The following is a 15658-nucleotide window of genomic DNA, read 5'->3' as shown; positions in this document are numbered from 1 at the left end:
GCGTCGCTAGCATCGGGAAGATGCGCAACGAGGAGCTGCGCGAGTTCCTGACGACGCGACGTGCCCGCATCACCCCGGCTCGCGCCGGGCTGCCCGAGACGGGCGGCGCCCGCCGCGTGGCCGGTCTGCGCCGCGCCGAGGTCGCGGACCTCGCGGGGATCAGCGCGGGTTACTACCGACGTCTGGAGCGGGGCGCCGTCGCCTCCGTGTCCACGTCGGTCATGACGGGCGTCGGGCGTGCCCTGCAGCTCGACGGCGCCGAACGGGACCATCTCGCGGACCTGCTCCGGTGGCCGCGCGGCAGGGCGGTGGTCGCGCACCCGGCACCGGCGCCCACCGCGGTGCTGCCGTTCGTGCGCCGGCTCCTCGACGCGACGGCGCTGCCCTGCTGCGTGCTCGACGACCGGCTCGACCTCCTCGCCGCCAACGACCTCGCGCGGGCGCTGTACCACCCGCTCTACGCCGGCCCCGGCGCGCCGGAGAACCTCGCGCGCTTCGTGTTCCTCGACCGCGCCGCGCGCGACTTCTGGTCCGACTGGCCCGTCGTCGCCGACCTCGTGGCCTCGCTCCTGCGGACCGGCTCGGGCCGCGACCCGCTCGACGCCGACCTCGTGGCGCTCGTGCGCGACCTCCGCGCGCGCAGCGCCGAGTTCCGCACCCGATGGGCCGCGCACGAGGTCGCCGGCGACGCGTCCGGGACCCGCGAGATCCGACACCCCGTCGTCGGGCGGCTCACGCTCGAGGTGCACGCGCTCACCGTCCCGGACGCGCCGGGGCAGCACGTCGTGATCCACGCCGCGGCCCACGGCTCGGCCTCGCAGCGGCGGCTCGACGAGCTCGCGGACTGGGCGGAGGAGTCACGGCGCACCGACCGCCATGACGCGACGAGCGGGAAACCGGCTGACCGGGCTGCCGGACGCGTGCGACCATCGCGCCCATGACCGATGCTCTTCCCGCCCTCTGGGCGGGGGTGCTCGCGGGGTACGCCATCGCCGTGCCCGTGGGCGCGATCGCCACGTACCTCGTCGCCCTCACCGCACGCACGTCGTGGCGCGTGGGCGCGGCGGCCGGGCTCGGCATCGCGACGGCGGACGGGCTGTACGCGCTCGTGGCCACGCTCGGTGGCGTGGCGCTCGCAGGTGTCATCGCGCCCGCCGCGCCGTGGCTGCGCCTCGCGTCCGGGGTCGTGCTCGTCGTCCTGGCCCTGCGGACCGCGTGGGTCGCCGTGCGGGAGCACCGCGCGCGCACGGTGCCCGCCGACGCGTCTCCCGACCGTCGCCGCGCACGGCTCGCCGGGCCGCCACCGGGCCCCGGTCGGGCGTACGTCCAGCTCTTCGCGCTCACCGTCGTCAACCCGGCCACCGTCGCGTACTTCGCGACGGTCGTCGTGGGCGCACGGGCGGCGGCGGGGGACGCGGACGTCGCCTCGGGCGCGTTGTTCGTCCTCGGTGCGTTCGTGGCGTCCGCGAGCTGGCAGCTCGTGCTCGCCGGCGGCGGGACGGTTCTCGGCCGGTGGCTGTCCGGGCCGCGCGGCCGCCTCGCGACGGGCCTGGTCTCCGCGGTGGTGATGCTCGTGCTCGTCGTCGTGCTGGTGGTCTGAGGACGAGGCCGCCCCGCTTGCAACGGACCGGAGAAGGACGACGATGGGGGCGGTCGGCGTACTCACACCGGTGGGATTCGAAGGAGGCGATGACGTGCGTCGGAGCACGCTCCGGGCAGGGGCGGCGGACCGTGGCCTGGCGGCGGTCCCGGTTCTCGCACTGACCGTCCTGGGTCTCGCCGCGTGCGCCGGTCCGGGCGCGACGGACGCGGAGGACGTCGTGACGCGCTTCGTCGGCGCGATCGCCGCGGGCGACGGTCCCGAGGCGTGCCGCCTGCTCCTGCCGGACGCCGCCGAGGCGCTCGCCGAGGACGCGGGCGAACCGTGCCAGGAGGCGGTCGTCGACCCGTCCGGACCGCTCGCCGACGTGGTCGCCGGCGCGGACGACGTCGTCGTCGAGGACGTCCACGTCGCCGGTCGGCAGGCGCAGGTCGTCACGGCGTCCGACACCGTGTTCCTCGCCCTCTCGGGCGACGGCTGGGTCGTGACCGCAGCCGGGTGCACGGCGCGGCCCGACCGCCCCTACGACTGCGAGGTGGAGGCGTGAGAATCCCCCGGTTCATGTTCTGGGCAACGCTCGTGCTGGTGGCCGTGGGCCTGGTGACGGCCCTCGTGCTCGCGGCGGTGCACCGGTGAGCGGCGGGTCGGGCGGGGGCTCCGGCGGTGTCCTCGGCGGTCTGCGCGCCAGCTCGCTGAGCATCTTCTTCGCGGTCGTCTTCCTCGTGACGCTCGTGGGCCAGGCCCTGAGCGGCGTCGCGGTGTTCAACCTCGACCAGCGCGCCGCGGGTCTCGACCCGGTGACGCTCGGCCAGTACGTCGCGTCGTCGGCCTTCTGGGTCGACGTCACCGAGAACTGGCAGTCGGAGTTCCTCCAGTTCCTGCTGTTCATCACCGCGACCGTCTGGTTCGTCCAGCGGGGGTCGCCCGAGTCGAAGAAGCTCGAGAAGGCGGGGCGCGAGTCCGACGAGGACCAGAAGGTCGGCGAGCACGCGGACGAGGGCTCACCCACCTGGGCGAAGGCCCGCGGGTGGCGCCTCGCGGTCTACTCGCGCTCGTTGTCGCTCGTCATGGGGCTGATCTTCCTGGGTTCGTGGCTCGCGCAGTCCGCCGCCGGCGCGGTCGCGTTCAGCGAGGAGCAGATGCGCGAGCTCCAGGACCCCGTCCCCTGGGGCGAGTACCTCACGCTGCCCGACTTCTGGAGCCGGACGTTGCAGAACTGGCAGTCCGAGATGCTCGCGGTGCTCAGCATGGTGGTGCTGTCGATCTACCTGCGCGAGCGCGGGTCCCCCGAGTCCAAGCCGGTGGGCTACGCGCACGAGGCCACGGGCGTCGAGGGCTGACGGCGGCGGCAGCTCACCTCTCACAGCGTCCCGGCGCTCTGTGCGGAAGACCTCACACACGCTTAACGACCCGCGCCGACCGGCGAAACACGGTGTTCCTAGCGTCCTGGGTACTGACCGGGACCTGCTGAAGGAGCCGCCATGTCCGCGCCCACGAGCCCCACCACCCACGAGGGTGAGCAGTCCGCAGACCTTCCCGCCGGCGCCGAGCCGGCCGAGACCACCACCGCGACGCTCGCACCCGAGGCGACGACCGCCGTCGGGCAGGCGCCCGCACGACGCCGCTCCGGGCGGTGGATCGACCGCTGGGACCCCGAGGACCCGACGTTCTGGCGCGACGGCGGCCGGAAGGTCGCGTCGCGGAACCTGTGGATCTCGATCTTCGCCGAGTTCCTCGGGTTCGCCGTATGGGCGCTGTGGTCGATCGTCGTGCCGCAGCTCCCGGCCGCCGGGTTCGCGCTCACGGTCGACCAGCAGTTCTGGCTCATCGCCGTGCCGAGCCTCGTCGGCGCCACGCTGCGCATCCCGTACACGTTCGCGGTGCCGGTCTTCGGCGGCCGGAACTGGACGGTCGTGTCCGCGCTCCTGCTCCTCCTGCCGACCGCGGCGCTGGCCGTCGTCGTGCAGAACCCCGAGACGCCGTTCGGCCTGATGCTCGGCGCCGCGGCGCTCGCCGGCTTCGGCGGCGGCAACTTCGCGTCGTCGATGGCGAACATCTCCTTCTTCTACCCCGAGAAGGAGAAGGGCAAGGCGCTCGGGCTCAACGCCGCGGGCGGCAACCTCGGGACCGCCGCCGTCCAGCTCGCCGTCCCGCTGGTCATCGTGGCCGGCGCGGGCATCGCGCTCGAGCGGGCCGGGCTCATGATGGTCCCGTTCATCGTGCTCGCGGCGTTCCTCGCGTGGCGCTCCATGGACAACCTGTCGACCGCGAAGGCCGACCCCCGCTCGTTCGCCGCCGCGACGAAGAACAAGCACACGTGGATCATCTCGTTCCTCTACATCGGCACGTTCGGGTCGTTCATCGGCTACGCCGGAGCGTTCCCGATGCTGCTCAAGGGCCAGTTCCCCGAGGTCACGCTGTCCATCGCGTTCCTCGGCGCGCTCGTCGGCTCGGTCACGCGCCCGCTCGGCGGCATCATCGCCGACCGCGTCGGCGGCACGCGCGTGACCATCGCGTCGTACGGGGTCATGGCGCTCGGCGCGTTCGGCGCGATCCAGGCACTGCAGTCGCACAGCTTCGGCCTGTTCTTCGGCTCGTTCCTGCTGCTGTTCGTCGCGACCGGCATCGGCAACGGCTCGACCTACCGCATGATCCCCGCGGTGTTCCAGGCGAGCGCCGTGCCGGGCGGGGCCGTCGACGGCGCGGGCACGGTCGACGCGGCCGCGCTCGACGAGACCCGTGCCAGGGCACGCAAGGCCGCCGCCGGCTGCATCGGCATCGCCGGCGCGATCGGCGCGTTCGGCGGGTTCCTCATCCCCCGCGGGTTCGCGGCGTCGACGAGCCTCGCCGGGTCGCTCGTGCCCGCTCTGTGGACGTTCATCGGGGTCTACGCCGTCATGGCGGTCGTCGCGTGGGCCGTGTACCTGCGCAAGGGCGCGGCGCTCGCCGCCGCCCGGATCTGACGGACGGCCGAGGCGCGCGCATGACGACCACCCCCACGACCGCCGCGCCGGGGAGAGCTGAGGCCCCCGGCGCGGCACCGGCCCGCACGCACTGCCCCTACTGCGCGCTCCAGTGCGCCATGACGCTCGACTCCCGCGGTCCCGACGCCGCGGGTGACGCGGGCGCGGGAGGCGACGCCACGGCGTCGGGCACCCCGGCGAAGGTCCCGCCCGTGACGGTCGCGCCCCGCGACTTCCCCACGAACAAGGGCGGGCTGTGCCAGAAGGGGTGGACGAGCGCGACGGTGCTGCGCGCGACCGACCGGCTGACGACGCCGTTGCTGCGGGGGGCGGACGGCGAGCTGCACCCCGCGACGTGGGACGACGCGCTCGACGTCGTCACCGGCGGGATCACGCGGATCCAGACGGAGCACGGGCGGGACGCGGTCGCGATCTTCGGCGGCGGGGGACTGACGAACGAGAAGGCGTACGCGCTCGGCAAGTTCGCGCGGACCGTGCTGCGGACGGCCAACATCGACTACAACGGCCGGTTCTGCATGGCGTCGGCCGCGGCCGGCTCGAACCGCGCGTTCGGCATGGACCGTGGGCTGCCGTTCCCGCTCGCCGACCTCGGCGGCGCGGACGCGGTCCTGCTGCTCGGGTCGAACCTCGCCGAGACAATGCCGCCGTCGGTGCAGCACCTCGCGGGGGTCCGCTCGCGCGGCGGGCTCGTCGTCGTGGACCCGCGGCGCAGCGCGACGGCCGCGCTGACCGGGGAGGTGGAGCCCCGGGAGGGCGTCCCGGCGGCGGTGGGGCCGGTGGGGGACCAGGGCCTGCACCTGCAGCCCGTCCCGGGCACGGACCTCGTCGTCCTCCTCGCGCTGCTGCACGTCGTGGTCGTGGAGGGTCTCGTCGACGAGGAGTACGTCGCGGCGCGCACCACGGGGTTCGACGACGTGCGGCGCTCCGTCATGGCGTGGTGGCCCGAGCGCGCAGAGACGGTGTGCGGGGTCCCGGCCGAGCGGCTGCGGCACGTCGCGCGGCTGCTCGCCGCGGCGTCGCCGGCGCGCGGCGGGGCCGGCGCGTACCTGCTCACGGGCCGGGGCGTCGAGCAGTCCTCCCAGGGGACGGCGACCGTCACGGCGACGATCAACCTCGCGCTCGCGCTCGGACTGCCGGGCCGCGTCGGGTCCGGGTACGGCGCGATCACGGGCCAGGGCAACGGTCAGGGCGGCCGCGAGCACGGGCAGAAGGCCGACCAGCTCCCCGGCTACCGCAAGATCGACGACCCCGCGGCGCGCGCGCACGTCGCGGCGGTCTGGGGCGTGGACCCCGCGACGATCCCCGGACCGGGCATGCCCGCGGTCCGGCTCCTGCGCTCGCTGGGCTCCGGGGAGGAGGAGCGGCCGCGGGCCTTGCTCGTGCACGGGTCGAACGTCGTCGTGAGCGCGCCGAACGCCGACCGGGTCGTCGACGGCCTGCGCGCGCTCGACCTGCTCGTCGTGTGCGACGTCGTCCCGTCCGAGACCGCGCTGCTCGCCGACGTCGTGCTGCCCGTGACGCAGTGGGCCGAGGAGGAGGGCACCATGACGTCGCTCGAGGGGCGGGTCATCCGCCGTCGTCGGGCGGTCGACGCCCCGGGCGAGGCCCGGTCGGAGCTGTGGATCCTCGCCGAGCTCGCGCGGCGGCTCGGGTCCACGGCCGCGTTCCCGACCGACCCGGCGGTCGTGTTCGACGAGCTCGCTCGCGCCTCGGCGGGCGGCGTCGCCGACTACTCGGGCCTGAGCCACGCCCGCCTCGACGCCGACGAGGCCGAGAGCGGGCCGGGACTCTTCTGGCCGGTCCCCGCCGCCGTGTCAGGGTCACGGGTCACCGGGGCGTCTCCTCGCCCTGACACGTCGACGCCGCACCCCGGCACCCCGCGCCCGTTCCTCGACCGCTTCGCCACGCCCGACGGCCGTGCCCGGATGGTCGCCGTCGACCACGTCGGGCCGAGCGACGACGTCCGCACCGACGCGCCCGTCTACCTCGTCACGGGCCGCGTGCTCCAGCACTACCAGTCGGGCGCGCAGACGCACCGCGTGCCCGAGCTCGACCGGGTCGTCCCCGACCCGTTCGTCGAGATGCACCCGCTCCTGGGCGTCCGGCTCGGCGTCGCCGACGGTGACCGCGTGCGTCTCACGTCGAGCCGCGGCCACGTCGAGGCGGCGGCGCGCTGGACCGACCGCATCCGGCCCGACACGGTCTTCATGCCGTTCCACTGGAGCGGCGCCGGGAGCGTCAACCGCGTGACGACGGACGCGACCGACCCGATCTCCGGCATGCCGGAGTTCAAGGTGTGCGCGGTGGACGTGCGCCGCGCCCCCGACCCCGACGACCCGGCGGGCGACGGCACGACGTCCGTCCGCGACCGGCAGGAGGTGCTCGCATGAGCGGGACGAACGGGCGGACGACGCGCGTCGTCGTCGTCGGCAACGGCATGGTCGGTGCACGGTTCGCGCAGGACCTCGTCGCGCGCGTCGGCTCCGGCGCGGACGTCGCGCCGGTCGAGGTGACGGTGCTCGGCGCCGAGGAGTACGAGCCGTACAACCGGGTGCTGCTGAGCGAGGTCGTCGCCGGGAAGGTCGACCTCGCCGGGATCGGCCTGCCCGCGACGGACGACCCCCGCGTGACGGTGCGTCGCGGCACGGAGGCCATCGCGATCGACCGCTCCGCGCGCCGGGTCGTCACGGCCGACGGCGCGTACCCCTACGACGCGGTCGTCCTCGCGACCGGCGCGGCGGCACGCGTGCCGGAGGTCGCCGGCCTGACCGGGCGGCCGGACCTGCCGCGCGGTGCGCACGCGCTGCGCACGCTCGACGACGCACGGGAGATCGTCGCCGCGTCGGTCAACGCGCAGCACGCCGTCGTGGTGGGGGCCGGGGTGCTCGGCCTCGAGGTCGCGTGCGGCCTCGCCCGGCGAGGGGTCGCGGTCAGCCTCGTGCACGGCGGCGAGAGCCTCATGGACCGCCAGCTCGACGTCGCGGCCGGCGGTGTCGTCGCCCGCAGCCTCGCCGCGCTGGGGGTGCGCACCTGGACGCGGGCGAGCACCGAGCGGGTGCGCGTCGGGTCCGGGCACGTGCGCGGCGTCGCGCTCCGTGTGCCCGACGACGGCCGCGCGGCCCTGACGACCGGCCTCGCCTCGTCGACCGGCCCTGCCCCGTCGACCGGCCCTGCTTCGGCGACCGGCCCTGCCTCGTCGACGGGCCCGGCCGGGCCGTCCCACGCGACCCGCGTCGTCGAGATCGAGGCCGACCTCGTCGTGCTCGCGTGCGGCACGGTCCCCGAGACCGGCCTCGCGCGTGCCGCAGGCCTGACGGTCGACCGGGGCGTCGTCGTCGGCGACGACCTCGCGAGCCCTGACGACCCCGCCGTCTTCGCGATCGGCGACTGCGCGCAGCCGCCCGAGGGCGGGTCGGGGCTCGTCGCGCAGGGCTGGGACCAGTCGCGCCGCCTCGCGGAGGCCCTCGCCGCCATGGTGACCGCGAGAGCCACGGCGGCGCCGCCTGACGGACGTCGCGACGTCGGGCGCGCCGGTGCCCGGCCACCCGCCCCGGCGTCCCCGCACGTGCGGCTGGGGGGTGAGCAGGACCGCCCGAGCATGGCGCTCCGCCTCGCCATGAGCGTCGTCGCCCGCCCCGTCGTGTCAGGGCCTCAGGTCACCGGGGCGTCCTCTCGCCCTGACCCGTCGCAGGACCCGACCCGCGTGTCAGGACGTCGGGTCACCGGGGCGTCTCCTCGTCCTGACAGCGCACGGTCCGCCGTCGGGACCGACGTCGTCCGGGTCAAGGCCGCCGGGCTCGAGATCGTGGCGATGGGCGTGTGCGGGGTGCGGCGTCCCCACGACCCCGCCCACCGCACGGTCGCGCTGAGCGACCCCGCGTCGGGTCGCCACGTCGAGGTCGTCGTCGCGGACGGCCTGCTCGTCGGCGCGACGTGCGTCGGCGCCCCGGACGTCGGTGCCGACCTCACCGCCACGTACACGCGGCGCGTGCCCGTCCCCGCCGACCCCGCCCACCTCCTGCTGCGGCCTGTCGCGCAGGTGGCCGCGCCGGCGTCGACCCCGACGCACATGCCCGACCGCACGACGGTGTGCACGTGCAACGGCGTGACGAAGGGCGACATCGTCGGCTGCTGGCACGACGGCGCCCGCAGCGTCGACGACGTCGCGCGGGCCACGCGGGCGACGACCGGCTGCGGGGGCTGCAAGGAGGTCGTGTGCGGTCTCGTCGACTGGCTCGCGAAGGCGGACCCCGACCAGCCGGCCGACGCCGCGCGGGCCCGGGTGACGGCGTCCCGCTAGACGTGCCGTCTTCTCACCCGGGCGCTGCCGCCGGTGTGAGAAGACCGTTACGGCCGGGCAACGACCGGGGCACGGTCGCGAAACCGCTGCTCCGTAGCGTCGTCCGTACCTTCCCGGCCGACGCTCGAGGCCTGTGGCGGCCGGGAAGGTGGCTCTCTCGCCCCCGCCCACCCTCAGGAGCTCGCCGTGACCGGACCTCAGACCGATCCCACCCCCGCCCCGGGCACGGCGGCGACCGCGCGACACCTCGTCGTCGTCGGTGGCGGCATGGTCGCCCAGCGGCTCGTCGAGGCGCTGCGCGCCCGCGACGGCGCGGGCGCCTGGCGCATCTCGGTGTTCGCGGAGGAGCCGCGCAAGCCGTACGACCGCGTCGCCCTGACGAGCTACTTCTCGGCGCGCGACGCCGACGAGCTGACGCTCGGCGACCCGGCGCTGTGGGACGACGAGCTCGTCACGCTGCACCGCGACTGCGCCGTGACGGCGGTCGACCGCGAGGCGCAGACCGTCACCGACCGGCTCGGCCGCGTCCACGCCTACGACGAGCTCGTGCTCGCGACCGGCTCCAACGCCGCGATGCCGCCCATCCCGGGCAACGACCTGCCCGGCGTGTTCGTCTACCGCACGATCGACGACGTCGCGGCCCTGCGCGGCTGGGTCGAGGAGAAGCGGCGCAGCACGACGACCGAGGGCGGCTGGGAGCGGCCGGTGCGCGGTGCCGTCATCGGCGGCGGCCTCCTGGGCCTCGAGGCCGCGGGAGCGCTCAAGGCGCTCGGCGCGCAGGCCACGGTCATCCAGTTCGGCACGCACATGATGGACGCGCAGATCGACCTCGGCGGCGGCGAGGCCCTCAAGCGCCTCATCAACGGCATGGGCATCGCTGTCCGCTGCAACACCGGCACCAAGGAGATGAAGGTCTCCCGCAAGACCGGTCACGTGGGCCGGCTCGACTTCGCCGACGGCGGGCGGCTCGACGTCGACGTGGTCGTCGTCGCCACCGGCGTGCGGCCGCGCGACGAGCTCGCGAGGGCCGCGGGTCTGGCGGTCGGGGAGCGCGGCGGCGCCGTCGTCGACCTCGCGTGCCGCACCGAGGACGAGCACGTCTGGGCCGTCGGTGAGGTCGCGTGCATCGAGGGCCGCTGCATCGGGCTCGTCGCGCCGGGCTACGCGATGGCGGAGGTCGTCGCGGACCGACTGCTCGGCGGCGAGGCGACCTTCCCGGGCGCGGACACCGCGACCAAGCTCAAGCTCCAGGGCGTCGACGTCGCGAGCTTCGGCGACGCGTTCGGCCGCACCGAGGGCGCGATGGAGCTCGTCTACGCGGACCCGGTCGCGGGCGTCTACAAGAAGCTCGTCCTGTCCGACGACGCGCGCACGCTCCTCGGCGGCGTGTTCGTCGGCGACGCGACGCCGTACGCGTCGCTGCGGCCGATGGTGGGCGCGGAGCTGCCGGGCGACCCCGGCGCGTTCCTGCTCCCGGAGGGGTCGGGTGGCGGCGCCCCGGCGCTCGAGCTGCCCGACGACGCCACGGTCTGCTCGTGCAACAACGTCTCGGCCGGGACCATCCGCGGCGCCGTCACGGAGCACGAGTGCACCGACCTCGCGAGCGTCAAGGCGTGCACCAAGGCCGGGACGTCGTGCGGGTCGTGCCTCCCGCTCGTCAAGAAGATCACGACGACCGAGCTCACCCGGGCCGGCGTCGAGGTCTCCAACGCCCTGTGCGAGCACTTCGAGCTCTCGCGGGCCCAGCTCTTCGACGCGGTGCGCGTCGCGGACCTGCACACGTTCAGCGAGATCATCGGGCGGTTCGGCCGGGTGCCCGAGCCGGTGGACGAGAGCTCGGCCACGGAGGGGGCGAGCCTGGTCCGCGACGCCGGCCGCGGCTGCGACATCTGCAAGCCGGTCGTCGCGTCGGTCCTCGCGTCGCTCGGCAACGGGCACATCCTCGAGGGCGAGCAGGCGACGCTCCAGGACACCAACGACCACGTCATGGCCAACATGCAGAAGGACGGCACGTACTCGGTCGTCCCGCGCATCCCCGGCGGCGAGATCACGCCCGACGGGCTGCTCGTGATCGGGCAGGTCGCCAAGGACTTCGGCCTCTACACGAAGATCACGGGCGGCCAGCGCATCGACATGTTCGGCGCCCGCATCGAGCAGCTCCCGCACATCTGGCGGCGCCTCGTCGAGCACGGCTTCGAGTCGGGCCACGCGTACGGCAAGTCGCTGCGCACGGTGAAGTCGTGCGTCGGGTCGACGTGGTGCCGGTTCGGCGTCCAGGACTCCGTGGGGATGGCCGTCGAGCTCGAGCTGCGCTACCGCGGTCTGCGCTCGCCGCACAAGATCAAGCTCGGCGTCTCGGGCTGCGCGCGCGAGTGCGCCGAGGCCCGGGGCAAGGACGTCGGCGTCATCGCGACGGACAAGGGCTGGAACGTGTACGTCGGCGGCAACGGCGGCTTCACGCCGAGGCACGCGCAGCTCCTCGCCGAGGACCTCACCTCGGACGAGCTGATCCGCACCATCGACCGGTTCCTCATGTACTACATCCGCACCGCCGACCGCCTCCAGCGCACGGCCGCGTGGGTCGAGGACTACGAGGGCGGGCTCGAGGCGATCCGCGAGGTGATCATCGAGGACTCCCTGGGCATCGGTGCCGACCTCGACGCCGCGATGGTCCGGCACGTCGGGGACTACGAGGACGAGTGGCGGGCGGTCCTGGAGGACCCGGAGAAGCTGCGCCGCTTCGGCTCGTTCGTCAACGCGCCCGCCGAGCCCGACCCGGACCTCGCCTACGTCACCGAGCGCGGCCAGATCCGCCCCGCGACGGCCGCCGAGCGCGCCGCCGCCCTGGAGGCCGCCCGCGCCGCGGGCGACACCGACCCCGCAGTCCTGACCGGCCCCGTCGTGATCGCCGGCGCCACCCTGGAGGTCCGTCGATGAGCGTCGTCTCGCAGCCCGTCCCCGCCCCGGCCGAGGTCTCCGCCGAGCCCGTCGCCTGGGAGCGCGTGTGCCTCGTGCGCGACCTGCTCGTCGAGCGCGGCGCGGCCGCCCTCGTCGGCGGGGTCCAGGTGGCCCTGATTCGCCTCCCGGACGACACGGTCCGCGCCGTCCAGCAGCGTGACCCGTTCTCCGGCGCGAACGTCATGTCGCGCGGGATCGTCGGGACGCGCGGCGGCGTACCGACCGTTGCCGGCCCGATGTACAAGCAGGTGTTCGACCTCGCGACCGGCCGCTGCCTCGACAAGGTCGGCTTCGAGCCGGTCGACGGCCTCGCCGAGGACCTGGTGACCTGGCCTGTCGACGTGCGCGACGGCGTCGTCCACGTGGGGACCCGGCCGTGACCACGCTGCTCGGCCTCGACGTCACGGGCCGCACCGTGCTCGTGGCGGGCGGCGGGCCGGTCGCGGCCCGCCGCGCCCGCGCCCTGGCCGACGACGGCGCGCACGTCCGCGTCGTCGCGCCGCAGGTCTGCGAGGACCTCCGCGACCACGTCGTCGCCTCGCTGAGCGCCGGCCACGTGTCGTCGATCCGACCCGATGACGACCCGTCTCCCGTGCTCGGCGCGCCGGTCGGGACGGTCACCTGGGTCCCGCGCGAGGTGCGCGAGAGCGACCTCGACGACGCGTGGCTCGTGCTCACCGCGACCGACGACTCCGCGGTCAACCGCACGGTCGCGGAGTGGGCCTCGCAGCGCCGCACGTGGTGCGTCAACGCGGGTGCGGCGCACGAGGGGAGCGCGCGCACGCCCGCGACGACCCGCAGCGGCGACGTGCTCGTCGGCGTCGTGAGCGACGTGACCTCCCCCCTGGTCGCGGGGACGACGGGAGGGCCCCGCGCCGCCGACCCGCGGCGGGTCCGCGCCGTCCGCGACGCGGTCGCCGAGCACCTGCACGCCGGCGGCGCCGACCAGCGCCGGCACCGCCCCGCTCCGGGCGGGCTCGGGCGGGTCACCCTCGTGGGCGGTGGGCCGGGCGCCGTCGACCTGCTGACGGTCCGCGGGCGCCGCGCGCTCGCCGAGGCGGACGTCGTCGTCGCGGACCGGCTCGGCCCGGTCGACGTGCTCGAGGAGCTCGCGCCGGGCGTCGAGGTGATCGACGTCGGCAAGACGCCCGGGCACCACCCGGTCCCGCAGCACGAGATCAACGCGATCCTCGTCGAGCAGGCGCAGCGCGGGCGCGTCGTCGTCCGCCTCAAGGGCGGAGACCCGTTCGTCTACGGGCGGGGCGGCGAGGAGGTCGTGGCGTGCCGGGAGGCCGGCGTGCCCGTCGAGGTGGTCCCGGGGATCTCGAGCGCGCTGAGCGTGCCGGCGCTCGCCGGCATCCCCGTGACGCACCGCGGTACGGTCGCCGCGTTCCACGTCGTGAGCGGTCACGAGGGCCTCGACGAGGCCTCGCTCGTCTGTGTCCGCGACCGCGCGGCTACGCTGGTGGTCCTCATGGGTGTCTCGCAGCTCTCCCGCATCACGGCCCAGGCGCTCGACGCCGGGGCCGACCCGGGCCTGCCCGTCGCGATCGTCGAGAACGGCTCGACGCCGCGCCAGCGCGTCACGCGCGCGGCGCTGGGCGACGTGGTGGAGCGCGCCGCCCAGGTCGGGGTCCGGGCCCCGGCGATCATCGTGGTCGGGGACGTGGCCGCCGAGGGACGGCTCGACCCGGCGACGGTCGCGTGAGCGGCGAGGTCCTCCCGGCCGAGCGCGCCCTCGGGCAGGTCATGGCCGGCTGCACGGTGCTGGTCACGGCCGACCGCCGCAAGAGCGAGCTCGCGGCCGCGCTCCAGCGCCGCGGCGCCGAGGTGCGTCACGCGCCGGCGCTGAGCATGATCCCGCACGTCGACGACGAGCAGCTCCTCGCCGGGACGCGCGCCCTCATCGAGAGACCGCCGGACGCCGTCGTCGTGACCACGGGCATCGGCTTCCGCTCGTGGGTCGAGGCCGCCGACGCGCACGGCCTCGCCGACCGGCTGCTCGAGGTGCTCGCCGACGCGCGTCTCGTCGCACGCGGCCCCAAGGCCCGGGGCGCGATCCAGGCCGCCGGGCTGACCGCCGACTGGGTCGCGGAGTCCGAGACGTCCGCGGAGATCGCCGACGTGCTGCTCGGCGAGGGCGTCGCGGGGCTGCGCATCGCCGTCCAGCACCACGGTGCGGGCGCCGACGGGCTCGACGTCGTGTTCGCCGAGGCCGGTGCCGAGGTCGCGAGCCTCGTCGTGTACCGGTGGGGCCCGTCGCCCGACCCGGAGGCCGTGCGCGCGTCCGTCGAGGCGGCGGCCGTCGGCGAGATCGACGCCGTCGTCTTCACGTCGGCACCGGGTGCCGAGGCCTGGCTGAGCGCCGCAGAGGAGCACGGCGTCGGCAGGCTCGTCGTGTCGCGGTTCCGCGACGGGTCGATGGTGGCGGCCGCCGTCGGGCCCGTCACGGCGAAGCCGCTCGAGCACCGCGGCGTCACCCCGCTCCAGCCCGAGCGGGGGCGCCTCGGCGCCCTCGTGCGCACCCTCGTCGCGCACTACGAGCACGCCGAGACCCTCGCCCTCACGACCGTCGCGGGCGTCCTGCAGATCCGCTCGCGCGTCGCGGTGCTCGACGGCGAGGTGCTGCCGCTGTCGCCCAGCACGCTCGAGGTGCTGCGCCTCCTCGCGTCGCGTCGCGGGGAGGTCGTCACGCGCGACGACGTGCTCGACGTGCTGCCCGGCGACTCGCGCGACCCCCACGCCGCCGAGGTCGCCGTCGCGCGGCTGCGCGAGGCCACCGGCCGTCGCGACCTCGTGAAGACCGTCGTCAAGCGCGGATACCGATTGGAGCTCGCATGAGCGTGGAGATCCTGGCCTTTCCCTCCGGTGCGTCGGCGGAGCGTTCCGCGCCCGGCGGCGCCGGCGGGCCGGGGGACCGGGTGCCGCCGGTGCTCGTCGGGTGCTCGCACGGGACGAGCGACCTCACCGGCCGCGAGGTGGTCCGGGCGCTGCTCGACGACGTCCGTGCAGCCCGCCCCGACCTCGACGTGCGCGAGGCGTTCGTCGACGTGCAGCAGCCGGAGGTCGCGGACGTCGTGACGTCGGTCGTCGCGCCGGAGCACGACCTCCCGCGCGACGCGGTGGTGGTGCCGCTGCTGCTCTCGGGCGGGTTCCACGTGGGCGTCGACATCGCCGAGTCGGTCGCTGACCGGGGCCCCGGGGCCGGTCACGCCGCGGCGGGGACGCCGCTGGGCCCGGACGAGCGGCTCGTGGACCTGCTGGCCGACCGGCTCGCCGAGGCCGGGGTGCGCTCGGACGACGCGGTCGTGATCGCCGCGGCGGGATCGAGCCGGCCGGGGGCTGCCCGCGACGTCGAGGAGCTCGCCGCGGGCCTGCGCGCACGGCACGCCGGCCCGGTGACCGTCGGCTACGGCGCGATGGCGACGCCGTCGGTCCCCGATGCGGTCGCCGCCGCACACGCCGCGCTGCCCGCGGCGCCGGGCACCGGTGCGGGGGAGGGGCCGCGCGTCGTCGTCGCGGCATACCTCCTGGCGCCGGGCTTCTTCTACGACCGCGTGCTCGAGGCAGGTGCGGACGTCGTGACGGCACCGCTCGCGCCCGACGCCCGGCTCACCGAGATCGTCCTCGACCGCTACGCCGAGGCCGCCGCGACCCTGGCGAGGTAGCACGCGGGTAGCGCGAGGTAGCACCCCGGTAGCGCGAGGTAGTACGCGGGTAGCGCGAGGTAGTACGCGGGTAGCGCGAGGTAGTACGCGGGTAGCGCGAGGTAGTACGCGGGTAGCGCGAGGTGGTACCCGGTCGACGACGCGGCGT

General features: G+C 75.4%; 12 protein-coding genes. All 12 read left to right on the top strand.

Annotated features, from left to right (window positions below; translation table 11 throughout):
• Positions 1–20: 20 nt before the first annotated feature.
• On the top strand, positions 21–941 hold the full coding sequence (locus ACZCLJ_RS11585) for a helix-turn-helix transcriptional regulator (protein ID WP_463103791.1): 921 nt from the start codon (positions 21–23) through the stop codon (positions 939–941).
• Positions 938–1600 (top strand): LysE family transporter, encoded by a 663-nt coding sequence (locus tag ACZCLJ_RS11580; protein WP_463103790.1) that lies wholly within the window; start codon positions 938–940, stop codon positions 1598–1600. Before ACZCLJ_RS11585 ends, ACZCLJ_RS11580 begins: the two co-directional genes overlap by 4 nt.
• A 94-nt stretch (positions 1601–1694) precedes the next feature.
• The gene (locus tag ACZCLJ_RS11575; RefSeq protein ID WP_251152121.1) at positions 1695–2147 is read left to right on the top strand and encodes a hypothetical protein; all 453 of its coding nucleotides are present in this window, start codon (positions 1695–1697) and stop codon (positions 2145–2147) included.
• An 85-nt stretch (positions 2148–2232) separates the two neighbouring features.
• On the top strand, positions 2233–2940 hold the full coding sequence (locus ACZCLJ_RS11570) for a DUF6766 family protein (RefSeq protein WP_463103789.1): 708 nt from the start codon (positions 2233–2235) through the stop codon (positions 2938–2940).
• Positions 2941–3081: 141 nt separating this feature from the next.
• Complete coding sequence (locus tag ACZCLJ_RS11565; RefSeq protein ID WP_463103788.1) at positions 3082–4563, top strand: MFS transporter; 1482 nt, start codon at positions 3082–3084, stop codon at positions 4561–4563.
• 20 nt (positions 4564–4583) lie between these two features.
• Positions 4584–6974, top strand: coding sequence for a molybdopterin oxidoreductase family protein (locus ACZCLJ_RS11560; protein WP_463103787.1), 2391 nt, complete (start codon positions 4584–4586; stop codon positions 6972–6974).
• Complete coding sequence (locus ACZCLJ_RS11555) at positions 6971–8884, top strand: FAD-dependent oxidoreductase (protein ID WP_463103786.1); 1914 nt, start codon at positions 6971–6973, stop codon at positions 8882–8884. The genes ACZCLJ_RS11560 and ACZCLJ_RS11555 overlap by 4 nt, the downstream gene beginning before the upstream one ends.
• Before the next feature lie 267 nt (positions 8885–9151).
• On the top strand, positions 9152–11821 hold the full coding sequence (gene nirB / locus ACZCLJ_RS11550; protein ID WP_463106398.1) for a nitrite reductase large subunit NirB: 2670 nt from the start codon (positions 9152–9154) through the stop codon (positions 11819–11821).
• Positions 11818–12222, top strand: a complete 405-nt coding sequence (nirD, locus tag ACZCLJ_RS11545) for a nitrite reductase small subunit NirD (protein ID WP_463103785.1) — start codon at positions 11818–11820, stop codon at positions 12220–12222. The genes nirB and nirD overlap by 4 nt, the downstream gene beginning before the upstream one ends.
• On the top strand, positions 12219–13550 hold the full coding sequence (gene cobA / locus ACZCLJ_RS11540) for a uroporphyrinogen-III C-methyltransferase (protein ID WP_463103784.1): 1332 nt from the start codon (positions 12219–12221) through the stop codon (positions 13548–13550). The genes nirD and cobA overlap by 4 nt, the downstream gene beginning before the upstream one ends.
• A 41-nt stretch (positions 13551–13591) precedes the next feature.
• Complete coding sequence (locus tag ACZCLJ_RS11535; RefSeq protein ID WP_463106397.1) at positions 13592–14683, top strand: uroporphyrinogen-III synthase; 1092 nt, start codon at positions 13592–13594, stop codon at positions 14681–14683.
• Positions 14680–15510, top strand: coding sequence for a sirohydrochlorin chelatase (locus ACZCLJ_RS11530; RefSeq protein WP_463103783.1), 831 nt, complete (start codon positions 14680–14682; stop codon positions 15508–15510). The genes ACZCLJ_RS11535 and ACZCLJ_RS11530 overlap by 4 nt, the downstream gene beginning before the upstream one ends.
• Positions 15511–15658: the final 148 nt, after the last annotated feature.

Source organism: Cellulosimicrobium sp. So1_17 (genome assembly GCF_055181235.1).
The sequence above is the reverse complement of the archived record's forward strand: the minus strand, read 5'-3'. Positions and strand labels throughout refer to the sequence as shown.

Excerpts from the sequence above, each read along its gene's own strand:
- ACZCLJ_RS11585 (WP_463103791.1), top strand. The coding sequence starts at position 21 with ATGCGCAACGAGGAGCTGCGCGAGTTCCTGACGACGCGACGTGCCCGC.
- ACZCLJ_RS11580 (WP_463103790.1), top strand. The coding sequence starts at position 938 with ATGACCGATGCTCTTCCCGCCCTCTGGGCGGGGGTGCTCGCGGGGTAC.
- ACZCLJ_RS11565 (WP_463103788.1), top strand. The coding sequence starts at position 3,082 with ATGTCCGCGCCCACGAGCCCCACCACCCACGAGGGTGAGCAGTCCGCA.
- ACZCLJ_RS11560 (WP_463103787.1), top strand. The coding sequence starts at position 4,584 with ATGACGACCACCCCCACGACCGCCGCGCCGGGGAGAGCTGAGGCCCCC.
- ACZCLJ_RS11555 (WP_463103786.1), top strand. The coding sequence starts at position 6,971 with ATGAGCGGGACGAACGGGCGGACGACGCGCGTCGTCGTCGTCGGCAAC.
- nirB (WP_463106398.1), top strand. The coding sequence starts at position 9,152 with ATGGTCGCCCAGCGGCTCGTCGAGGCGCTGCGCGCCCGCGACGGCGCG.
- nirD (WP_463103785.1), top strand. The coding sequence starts at position 11,818 with ATGAGCGTCGTCTCGCAGCCCGTCCCCGCCCCGGCCGAGGTCTCCGCC.
- ACZCLJ_RS11535 (WP_463106397.1), top strand. The coding sequence starts at position 13,592 with ATGGCCGGCTGCACGGTGCTGGTCACGGCCGACCGCCGCAAGAGCGAG.
- ACZCLJ_RS11530 (WP_463103783.1), top strand. The coding sequence starts at position 14,680 with ATGAGCGTGGAGATCCTGGCCTTTCCCTCCGGTGCGTCGGCGGAGCGT.